Origin of the sequence: Pseudomonas endophytica (assembly GCF_001411475.1) — a bacterium.
In the GTDB taxonomy this organism is placed as follows: domain Bacteria; phylum Pseudomonadota; class Gammaproteobacteria; order Pseudomonadales; family Pseudomonadaceae; genus Aquipseudomonas; species Aquipseudomonas endophytica.
Window position 1 is genome coordinate 71,982 of the sequence record NZ_LLWH01000024.1, and the last position, 10,031, is coordinate 82,012.

The 10,031-nt window shown below is 53.6% G+C and carries 9 protein-coding genes; all 9 read left to right on the plus strand.

The annotated features are described in order from the left end of the window. The first annotated feature begins 25 nt into the window (after nt 1-25). The gene (mrcB, locus tag AQS70_RS03330) at nt 26-2,350 is read left to right on the plus strand and encodes a penicillin-binding protein 1B (RefSeq protein WP_055101508.1); all 2,325 of its coding nucleotides are present in this window, start codon (nt 26-28) and stop codon (nt 2,348-2,350) included. Between the two features lie 16 nt (nt 2,351-2,366). Continuing rightward, on the plus strand, nt 2,367-3,092 hold the full coding sequence (locus tag AQS70_RS03335; RefSeq protein ID WP_055101509.1) for a tetratricopeptide repeat protein: 726 nt from the start codon (nt 2,367-2,369) through the stop codon (nt 3,090-3,092). Nucleotides 3,093-3,099: 7 nt separating this feature from the next. Beyond that, entirely contained in the window at nt 3,100-3,429 is a 330-nt protein-coding gene (locus tag AQS70_RS03340; RefSeq protein WP_055101510.1) for a YqcC family protein, read from the plus strand. A 432-nt stretch (nt 3,430-3,861) separates the two neighbouring features. After that, nucleotides 3,862-5,586 (plus strand): acetolactate synthase 3 large subunit, encoded by a 1,725-nt coding sequence (locus AQS70_RS03345; RefSeq protein WP_055101515.1) that lies wholly within the window; start codon nt 3,862-3,864, stop codon nt 5,584-5,586. Nucleotides 5,587-5,588: 2 nt separating this feature from the next. After that, entirely contained in the window at nt 5,589-6,080 is a 492-nt protein-coding gene (ilvN, locus tag AQS70_RS03350) for an acetolactate synthase small subunit (RefSeq protein ID WP_019410366.1), read from the plus strand. A 50-nt stretch (nt 6,081-6,130) separates the two neighbouring features. After that, nucleotides 6,131-7,147, plus strand: a complete 1,017-nt coding sequence (gene ilvC / locus AQS70_RS03355; protein ID WP_055101511.1) for a ketol-acid reductoisomerase — start codon at nt 6,131-6,133, stop codon at nt 7,145-7,147. A 145-nt stretch (nt 7,148-7,292) separates the two neighbouring features. Then, nucleotides 7,293-8,150: a CDP-diacylglycerol--serine O-phosphatidyltransferase gene (gene pssA / locus AQS70_RS03360; RefSeq protein WP_055101512.1), complete on the plus strand. Its 858-nt coding sequence runs from the start codon at nt 7,293-7,295 to the stop codon at nt 8,148-8,150. A 63-nt stretch (nt 8,151-8,213) separates the two neighbouring features. Then, nucleotides 8,214-9,227 (plus strand): protein-methionine-sulfoxide reductase catalytic subunit MsrP, encoded by a 1,014-nt coding sequence (msrP, locus tag AQS70_RS03365; protein ID WP_055101513.1) that lies wholly within the window; start codon nt 8,214-8,216, stop codon nt 9,225-9,227. Further along, nucleotides 9,227-9,841, plus strand: coding sequence for a protein-methionine-sulfoxide reductase heme-binding subunit MsrQ (gene msrQ, locus AQS70_RS03370; protein WP_055101514.1), 615 nt, complete (start codon nt 9,227-9,229; stop codon nt 9,839-9,841). The genes msrP and msrQ overlap by 1 nt, the downstream gene beginning before the upstream one ends. Nucleotides 9,842-10,031: the final 190 nt, after the last annotated feature.

Here is a 10,031-nt window from a genome sequence, read left to right on the forward strand (position 1 = left end):
AGCAAAGTGCGTATAATCTCGCGCCATGACTCGATCTCGATCCTCCCGCTCCCGCTCTAAACGTCCATCTGGTGGCCTTCGGCCCTGGCTGGGCTGGGCTCTTAAGCTCAGCCTCGTCGGCCTGGTGATACTGGCTGGTTTTGCTGTTTATCTCGATGCCATCGTTCAGGAGAAGTTCTCCGGTAAGCGCTGGACTATCCCCGCCAAGGTTTATGCTCGGCCGTTGGAGCTGTTTGTCGGCCAGAAGCTAAGTAAGAACGACTTTTTGACCGAACTCGACGCGCTGGGTTATCGCCGCGAAAGCGCAGCTAATGGCCCGGGCGCTGCGTCGGTGAGTGGCAATACGGTTGACTTGAATACCCGTGGCTTTCAATTTTATGAAGGCGCTGAGAAAGCGCAGCCGGTGCGGGTACGTTTTTCTGGCGACTATGTGTCGGAACTGACCTCGACCAATGGCACCAAGTTGCCTGTGGTACGGCTTGAGCCGTTGCTGATTGGCGGCCTTTATCCGAAAAATCTTGAAGACCGTATTCTGATCAACATTGACCAGGCGCCGCCGTACCTGCTCGAGACGCTGGTTACGGTTGAAGACCGCGATTTTTATCATCACTTCGGCGTGTCTCCCAAGTCGATCGCTCGAGCGATGTGGGTCAACACATCGTCCGGGCAAATGCGTCAAGGTGGGAGTACGCTGACCCAGCAGTTAGTCAAAAACTTCTTCCTGACCAATGAGCGCAGTCTCAGCCGTAAGCTGACTGAGGCGATGATGGCGCTGTTGCTCGAAATGCATTACGACAAGCGCGAGATCCTTGAGGCTTATCTCAACGAAGTGTTTGTAGGCCAAGACGGCCAACGTGCCGTGCATGGTTTTGGTTTGGCGAGTCAGTTTTTCTTCAGTCAGCCATTGTCTGAACTCAAGTTGCATCAAGTTGCCTTGTTGGTGGGGATGGTTAAAGGCCCGTCGGCTTATAACCCCCGTCGTCACCCTGAACGTGCGCTTGAGCGACGCAATCTGGTGCTCGATTTGCTGGCGCAGCAGGGCGTTGCAACTGCCGAGCAGGTAGCCGCCGCTAAAAAAATGCCATTGGGCGTGACTAAGCGCGGCAGTTTGGCGGACAGCTCATTTCCGGTCTTCCTAGACTTGGTGAAACGTCAGTTACGTGAAGATTATCGCGACGAAGATTTGACCGAAGAGGGCCTGCGGATCTTTACCAGTTTTGACCCGATTTTGCAGATGAAATCTGAATCGGCTGTAGGCGACACCTTCAAACGTTTGGCTGGGCGTAAAGGCTCAGACGAAGTCGAGGCCGCTATGGTGGTCACCAACCCTGAAACAGGTGAAGTCCAAGCCTTGATCGGCAGTCGTTTGCCGGGCTATGCGGGCTTTAACCGTGCGTTGGATGCGGTGCGCCCGATTGGTTCGTTGATCAAACCGGCGGTGTATTTGACGGCTCTTGAACGACCCAGCCAGTTCACGCTGACCAGTTGGTTATCGGATGAGCCAATTTCTATTAAAGGGGCTGATGGCCAAGTCTGGAGGCCACAGAACTATGATCGTCGTTCTCATGGCACGGTTTTCCTTTATCAGTCGATGATGAACTCGTTCAACCTTGGTACCGTGCGGCTGGGTCAGCAGGTCGGAGTACCTAACGTTCTCAAAACGCTGGCGCGGTTGGGGATCGAACGTGAGTTCCCGGCATTCCCGTCGATGTTGCTTGGGGCTGGGGCGTTGAGCCCGATGGAAGTTGCAACGATGTATCAGACGCTGGCCAATGGTGGCTTCAACACGCCGATGCGGGCTATTCGCAGTGTGTTGACGGCTGAAGGCGAACCTTTGAAACGCTATCCATTCCAGATTCAGCAGCGTTTCGATCCGGGCTCTATCTTCTTGATTCAGAACGCCATGCAGCATGTGATGCGCGAAGGTACGGGACGTTCGGTCTACACCGTATTGCCGAAAAATCTTACGCTGGCGGGTAAAACCGGTACCAGTAACGACTCACGTGACAGTTGGTTTGCAGGTTTTAGTCAGGATTTACTGGCCGTTGTCTGGTTGGGGCGTGATGACAACGGTAAAACCCCTTTCACGGGTGCAAGCGGTGCTTTGCAGGTGTGGACCAGCTTTATGAATAAAGCCGATCCGTTGCCGCTGGACATGCCGCAGCCGGACAACATTGTTCAGGCTTGGATAGATCCGCATACCGGGCAAGGATCCGATTCAAGCTGCCCTGGCGCAGTGCAGATGCCGTATATTCGCGGCAGTGAGCCGCCTGCTGGAGCCGCTTGTGGTGCGCAGGCGCCGCAGACGGGTGAGGACGTGATGGATTGGGTCAAGGGCTGGTTGAATTAAGCAAAGAGGGTTTGACGTGAACAAGTGGTGGATTCCGGCTGTTTCAGCCCTAGCTTTGCTCAATGGTTGTGCCAGTGTGCCGCAGGGTTCGATCCCTGTGGTCGACTCCGGTGTTGCGGTGTCGAACAGTGAGCGTGTGTCGGCACAGCGCACGACCAATAATTATCCACAGGCCGCGGCGCCGCGTGCAACGCAGGCGGTTCCTCAGGATTCAGGCGTGGTGGTCATGATTCCGGGCGGCGGCGCTGCTGTTTCGACGCCTATCCAGACTCAACCGATTACGGCGGGGCCCATTACGCCGGGCCCGGCAGCGAGTGCGCCGATCAGCACTGGCAGTTATGCGCCGACAACGAGTTATACCGCTCCGGCACCGATTACGCCGAGCGGTATACCGTCAAGCAGTGGTGGGTTGGCTGCGGATGAACAACTGGACGGGCCTGTTTTGGCATTGCTGACAACAGCTCAGCAGCAACAGGCAAGTGGCGATCTTAACGGCGCGTCATCGAGTCTTGAACGGGCGCAGCGCGTTGCACCACGTGAGCCGCAAGTGCTGTACCGTTTGGCCCAAGTGCGTATGGCGCAGGGGGATGCGGCTCAGGCCGAGCAGTTTGCCCGCCGCGGTTTGACCTTCTCCAGTGGTCGTCCGGACTTACAAGCGAGCTTATGGGGCCTAATTGCTCAAGCGCGTGATAAACAAGGGGATGCGGCAGGCGCTGCATTGGCCCGTCAAAAAGCAAGGTGAGTCTCTGATGGATGATCGCTTTCCGGCTATTGCCGAGCAGTTATTGCTGATTGAAGGAGAGTTGCGGCAGCAGGGCTGGTGGGACGAAGCCTCGCCCAATGCTGAGGCGCTGAGCAGTGTTGAACCTTTTTCAGTCGACACTTTGGACTTCCATCAGTGGTTACAGTGGATTTTTCTAGTGAGGATGAAGCAGATATTGGAGCAGGATCTACCGCTACCTAATGCGTCGGGGATTCTGGAAATGGCTGAGATGGCGTATGCCGATCAGTCACAAAAGAGTCTCGGACTACGGACTGCGCTGAAAAAGTTCGACCAATTGATCACTGACGCTCGTTAATTGCCTAGCTGCCGGATTTTTCGGCAGTCTTGCGCATATTTCTACCGCTTTGCGCCATTTAGGCGAGTTTTATCCCTTCTCATGACCCATTCTTCTGCGTTCTCATGCGCTTAGTTGGAAAAAAGCGCAATTATTGCTTGACTTGGAAGGGCTGAAACAGAAGAATCCAAACACCGCTGTACAGGGACTGCCAGAAGCAGACCCTCTCAGCAGATCATGAGGCGCACACCCGCGCCGACTTGTTACACCCGCAACGCGTTACCTCGCGCTGGGTGGGAAAACCCCGCAATACTTGGGGAGCTCCCAATACTTGCTCAGTCAGTGCTGACGTAGTCGGCGACCACCGTCGCTCATGCTCTGCTGAGAAGTAAACCTATTAAGACCCGTTCGTATTTTTGTGAGCGGTATTCTGGCGTTTTAGAGGTGAACAACGTGGAGCTTTTATCTGGCGGTGAGATGCTCGTCCGCTTTTTGCGCGACGAAGGTGTCAAATATATCTACGGGTACCCAGGTGGTGCTCTCCTGCATGTCTATGACGCACTGTTCAAAGAGCCGGAAGTGTCCCACATCCTGGTTCGTCACGAACAAGCGGCTACCCATATGGCTGACGGTTATGCCCGTGCGACCGGTAAAGCCGGTGTAGTACTGGTCACATCCGGGCCGGGCGCTACCAATGCCATCACGGGTATCGCGACTGCTTACATGGACTCCATTCCGATGGTGATCATTTCTGGTCAGGTGCCAAGCACTATGGTCGGGACTGACGCTTTTCAAGAAACCGATATGATCGGTATCTCGCGACCGATCGTGAAGCACAGCTTCATGATCAAGCATCCGTCGGAAATCCCGGAGGTCATGAAGAAGGCGTTCTATCTCGCGCAATCCGGTCGCCCTGGTCCGGTAGTGGTCGACATACCGAAAGACATGACCAACCCGGCTGAAAAGTTCGAATACGTTTTCCCGAAAAAAGCCAAGCTGCGTTCTTACAGCCCAGCTGTACGTGGGCACTCGGGGCAAATCCGCAAAGCCGTTGAAATGCTACTGGCAGCCAAACGTCCGGTTCTCTATGCAGGTGGCGGCGTTATTTTGGGCGGCGGTGCTGCACCGTTGACCGAGCTGGCGAAGATGCTCAACGTTCCGGTAACTAATACGTTGATGGGCTTGGGTGCTTACCCTGGGACTGATCGTCAGTTCATTGGCATGCTTGGCATGCATGGCAGCTTCACCGCCAACATGACCATGCATAACGCTGACGTTATTTTGGCTGTTGGCGCTCGTTTTGATGACCGTGTTATCAACGGCCCATCCAAGTTCTGCCCTAACGCCAAGATCATCCATGTGGATATTGACCCTGCGTCGATCTCCAAGACGATCAAGGCAGACGTACCGATTGTCGGCCCTGTCGATAGCGTGCTGACCGAAATGGTTGCGATCCTCAAAGATATCGGCGAGAAGCCGAACCCTGAGGCCGTTGCCAACTGGTGGAAGCAGATTGATGAGTGGCGCGGTGACCGTGGTTTGTTCCCTTACGACAAAGGCGACGGCAGCAAGATCAAGCCACAAGCTGTGATCGAGATGCTCTGCGATGTTACCAAGGGCGATGCTTACGTAACGTCCGACGTGGGTCAGCATCAGATGTTTGCTGCTCAGTATTATCGTTTCAACAAGCCTAATCGCTGGATCAACTCTGGCGGTCTGGGCACCATGGGTTTTGGTTTCCCTGCAGCAATGGGTGTGAAACTGAGCTTTCCTGATGCTGACGTCGCCTGTGTCACGGGTGAGGGCAGTATTCAGATGAACATTCAGGAATTGTCGACGTGCTTGCAGTACGGTCTGCCGGTGAAAATCATCAACTTGAACAATGGTGTTCTGGGTATGGTTCGCCAATGGCAAGACATGAACTACGGCAGTCGTCACTCGCAGTCCTATATGGAGTCGCTGCCTGATTTCGTCAAGCTGGCTGAAGCGTATGGTCATGTCGGCATTCGGATCACTGATCTGAAAGATCTGAAGCCGAAAATGGAAGAAGCCTTCGCCATGAAAGATCGGCTGGTGTTCCTGGATATCCAGGTTGATACCAGTGAGCACGTTTACCCGATGCAGATCAAAGATGGCTCCATGCGTGACATGTGGCTGAGCAAGACGGAGCGTACTTAATCATGCGGCACATTATTTCTTTGCTTCTTGAAAACGAACCCGGTGCTCTGTCTCGTGTTGTTGGGCTTTTCTCGCAACGCAACTACAACATCGAGAGCCTGACCGTGGCGCCAACAGAAGACCCGACCTTGTCGCGCCTGACGTTGACCACCGTAGGGCACGATGAAGTCATTGAACAGATCACCAAAAACCTGAACAAGCTGATCGAAGTGGTCAAGCTGGTGGATTTGTCGGAGAGCGCTCACATCGAGCGTGAGCTGATGTTGGTCAAGGTCAAGGCAACGGGTGCACAGCGCGCAGAGATCAAACGCACCACGGATATCTTCCGTGGGCAGATTGTTGATGTCAGTGCCAGTGTTTATACCGTGCAGTTGACAGGCACCAGCGACAAGCTCGACAGTTTCATCCAGTCGATTGGTACGGCCTCGATCCTTGAAACAGTTCGCAGTGGCGTGACGGGCATTGCCCGTGGCGACAAAGTTCTCAGCATCTAAAACTAACAAATGCTAACGGCCTCAATGGCCTGGATACATAAAGGAAAATCATGAAAGTTTATTACGACAAAGACTGCGACCTTTCGATCATCCAGGGCAAAAAAGTAGCCATTATCGGTTACGGCTCCCAAGGCCATGCTCAAGCGTGCAACCTGAAAGACTCTGGTGTAGACGTGACTGTTGGTCTGCGTAAAGGCTCGGCGACCGTTGCCAAAGCTGAAGCTCATGGTCTGAAAGTGACTGACGTTGCCAGTGCTGTTGCAGCTGCTGACCTGGTGATGATCCTGACTCCGGATGAGTTCCAGTCTTCGCTGTACAAAAATGAAATCGAGCCGAACATCAAGAAGGGCGCAACCCTGGCCTTCTCCCACGGTTTCGCGATTCACTACAACCAAGTTGTTCCGCGTGGCGACCTCGACGTCATCATGATTGCGCCAAAAGCGCCGGGCCACACTGTGCGTTCCGAGTTTGTTCGTGGCGGCGGCATCCCTGATCTGATCGCTATCTATCAAGACGCGTCGGGCAACGCCAAAAACGTTGCATTGTCTTACGCTTCGGGCGTGGGTGGTGGTCGTACCGGTATCATCGAAACCACGTTCAAAGACGAAACCGAAACCGACCTTTTTGGCGAGCAAGCCGTTCTGTGCGGCGGTACTGTTGAGCTGGTTAAGGCTGGTTTTGAGACTCTGGTTGAAGCCGGTTACGCGCCAGAAATGGCTTACTTCGAGTGCTTGCACGAACTGAAGTTGATCGTAGACCTCATGTACGAAGGCGGCATTGCCAACATGAACTACTCGATCTCCAACAACGCTGAGTATGGCGAGTACGTGACAGGCCCAGAAGTCATCAACGCTGAATCCCGTCAGGCAATGCGCAATGCTCTGAAGCGCATTCAAGATGGCGAGTACGCGAAGATGTTCATCAGCGAAGGGGCTACTGGCTACCCATCGATGACTGCCAAGCGTCGTAATAACGCTGCTCACGGTATCGAAGTTATCGGCGAGCAACTGCGCTCGATGATGCCTTGGATCGGAGCGAACAAAATCGTCGACAAAGCTAAAAACTAAGTCGGTACGATTTAGAAAGAACGCGGCCTAGGCCGCGTTTTTTCGTTTAAGCGGCAGCTTCTGGTATAAAGCAGGAACGTTTGCGGGTGAGTGTTGGCCTGCAGGCTTCTTTTGAAACTTTCCATATCGTTGCAAGGTAATGTCCATGAGCGAACGTCCCGAAGAGCCCAAACAGGCTTCTGACGCCGATAGCCTGCTGCCTATCGATGAGCATGTCGAAGAAGGGCATGACGCTGAAGGCCGTAAGGTCCGGCATCGTGGTATCTATCTGCTGCCCAATCTTTTTACAACGGCAAACCTGTTTGCCGGTTTCTACTCCATCATCAGTTCAATGAGTGCGCAAAGCGCAATGAGCGCCGGTGATGCTGCGGGCGCAAGCAAGTATTTTGCATTTGCCGCCATCGCGATTTTTGTCGCCATGGTGCTGGATGGCCTTGATGGCCGGGTTGCCCGTATGACTCATACTGAAAGTGCCTTTGGCGCCGAGTATGATTCCTTGTCTGACATGGTTGCTTTTGGTGTCGCGCCGGCGTTGCTGGCGTTTGGTTGGGCACTGGGCGACATGGGCAAAGTTGGCTGGATGGTGGCCTTCATATATGTGGCTGGCGCGGCTTTACGTCTGGCACGCTTCAACACGCAGGTCGGCAAGGCTGACAAACGTTACTTTATTGGTTTGGCCAGCCCTGCTGCTGCCGGCGTGGTGGCAGGTATTGTCTGGGCGTTCAGTGATTACGGTATCCAAGGGTCGAAAATGTCGTTCCTGGTTGCCTTGCTGGTGGCCGCTGCGGGCATGTTGATGGTCAGTAATATCAAGTACAACAGCTTTAAAGAGTTGGATTTAAAAGGGCGTGTACCGTTTGTGGCTATCTTGGCGGTAGTGTTGGTGTTCGCTGTGGTGTTCAGTGACCCTCCGCGTATTCTGTTACTGGCTTTCTTGGCCTACGCCGCATCGGGCCCGATACAGTATTTATTGCATATGCGCCGTAACAAAACCGGCGAGTGATGTAATTTCTCTCAGGCTCCGTAGTCTATTGGTGCATCAGTCCTCCAATGCTGCGGAGTTGTCATGCTTATCAAGTTACCTAAGACGTCCGACTGTAAAGAGTCGGACGTTACGCCTGAATCCATCTACTTATCTCGCCGTGCAGTACTAGGCAGCTCGCTTGCAGGCTTGGCTGTGAGCGCACTCCCACGTTGGGCGAACGCCAATGACGCATCGCGCTATGCCGATGTCGACCCGGGTAAAGCTCCTGCCTGGTTTGCAGATAAGCTCGCGCAGGCTAAGTGGCAGGCGGTTACAGTCGAGGGGGAGGCGATAACCCCATTTAAGGATGCCACTCATTACAACAATTTCTATGAGTTCGGTACGGATAAAGGCGATCCAGCACAAAACGCGGGGGCTTTGAAAACCGAGCCTTGGACAGTTGTGGTGGATGGAGAGGTGGGTAAGCCTGGGCGTTATGCGCTCGAGGACTTCATGAAGCCTTATCAGTTGGAGGAGCGGATTTATCGTTTGCGCTGTGTTGAGGCGTGGTCGATGGTCATCCCGTGGATGGGGTTTCCGATATCAGCTTTGCTCAAACAAGTTGAGCCTACGTCGAAAGCTAAATTCATACGCTTTGAAACACTGCAGGATCCGAAGGTAATGCCGGGACAGCGCTCTGGCTTCGCATTGATTGATTGGCCCTACGTAGAGGGGCTTCGCCTAGATGAGGCAATGAACCCTTTAGCAATTTTGGCCGTGGGGATGTATGGCCGTGAGCTGCCCAATCAAAATGGTGCTCCCCTGCGTTTGGTTGTGCCATGGAAGTATGGTTTCAAGAGCGTGAAGTCGATTGTGCGAATCAGTCTGGTCGAGGATCAGCCGAAAACCACATGGCAAAGTATTGCGGCTAATGAGTACGGCTTTTATGCCAACGTGAATCCGCAGGTTGACCATCCGCGCTGGACCCAGGCGCGGGAGCGGCGTCTGCCGAGCAGCTTGTTTAGCCCCAATGTTCGGGATACGCAGATGTTTAATGGCTATGCAGATGAAGTCGCTTCTTTATATACCGGCTTGGATCTGCGGAAAAATTACTGATGAAATTTCCACTGTGGCGTCTCGCCGTATTTGTGGCGGCAGCGATCTGGCCACTGTATTGGCTCTATGAGGCGTGGAGCTTTGCCTTGGGGCCTGATCCTGGAAAGGTTTTGGTCGATCGTCTGGGTCTCGGAACCCTGATCTTACTATTGATAACGTTGTGCATGACGCCATTGCAAAAGCTGACTGGTTGGTCGGGGTGGATCGTTGTGCGTCGGCAGATTGGGTTGTGGTGTTTTGCTTACGTGATGATGCACCTGTGCGCCTACTTGTTCTTTGTCCTTGGGCTTGACTGGTCCCAGTTGGGTGTAGAACTGAGTAAGCGGCCTTACATTATTGTTGGCAGCTTAGGGGCTCTATGTTTATTGGCGCTGGCAGTGACATCCAACCGTTTCAGTCAGAGGCGAATGGGCGCTAGTTGGAAGAAGCTGCACCGTTTGGTTTACGTGGTTGTGGGGTTGGGGTTGCTGCATATGCTTTGGATTGTGCGTGCTGACCTTAAAGAGTGGTCGGTGTATGCGGTTATAGGGGGGGGGCTATTACTCATGCGGATACCTGCTGTTATGCGGCGAATCCCACGGCTTTATAAGAAGAAGTCAGTGTCGGCCATTTAAATAGGAATAAAGACTTGACTCAGATTTCTAACGGCCTATAATTCGCCCCACTTCCGGCGCAGTCGAAACGGAAAACTCCTTGAATATCAATGAGTTGGATGTGTTTTGACGGTGCTAGCTTCAAATCATCGAAGCAGGAAATGAGGTGTTGACAGCAGCGTGTAACGCTGTAGAATTCGCCTCCCGCTAA

Bases quoted from the DNA above. Each gene is read 5' to 3' on its own strand.
- mrcB (WP_055101508.1), top strand. From the start codon at position 26: ATGACTCGATCTCGATCCTCCCGCTCCCGCTCTAAACGTCCATCTGGT.
- AQS70_RS03340 (WP_055101510.1), top strand. From the start codon at position 3,100: ATGGATGATCGCTTTCCGGCTATTGCCGAGCAGTTATTGCTGATTGAA.
- ilvN (WP_019410366.1), top strand. From the start codon at position 5,589: ATGCGGCACATTATTTCTTTGCTTCTTGAAAACGAACCCGGTGCTCTG.
- ilvC (WP_055101511.1), top strand. From the start codon at position 6,131: ATGAAAGTTTATTACGACAAAGACTGCGACCTTTCGATCATCCAGGGC.
- pssA (WP_055101512.1), top strand. From the start codon at position 7,293: ATGAGCGAACGTCCCGAAGAGCCCAAACAGGCTTCTGACGCCGATAGC.
- msrP (WP_055101513.1), top strand. From the start codon at position 8,214: ATGCTTATCAAGTTACCTAAGACGTCCGACTGTAAAGAGTCGGACGTT.
- msrQ (WP_055101514.1), top strand. From the start codon at position 9,227: ATGAAATTTCCACTGTGGCGTCTCGCCGTATTTGTGGCGGCAGCGATC.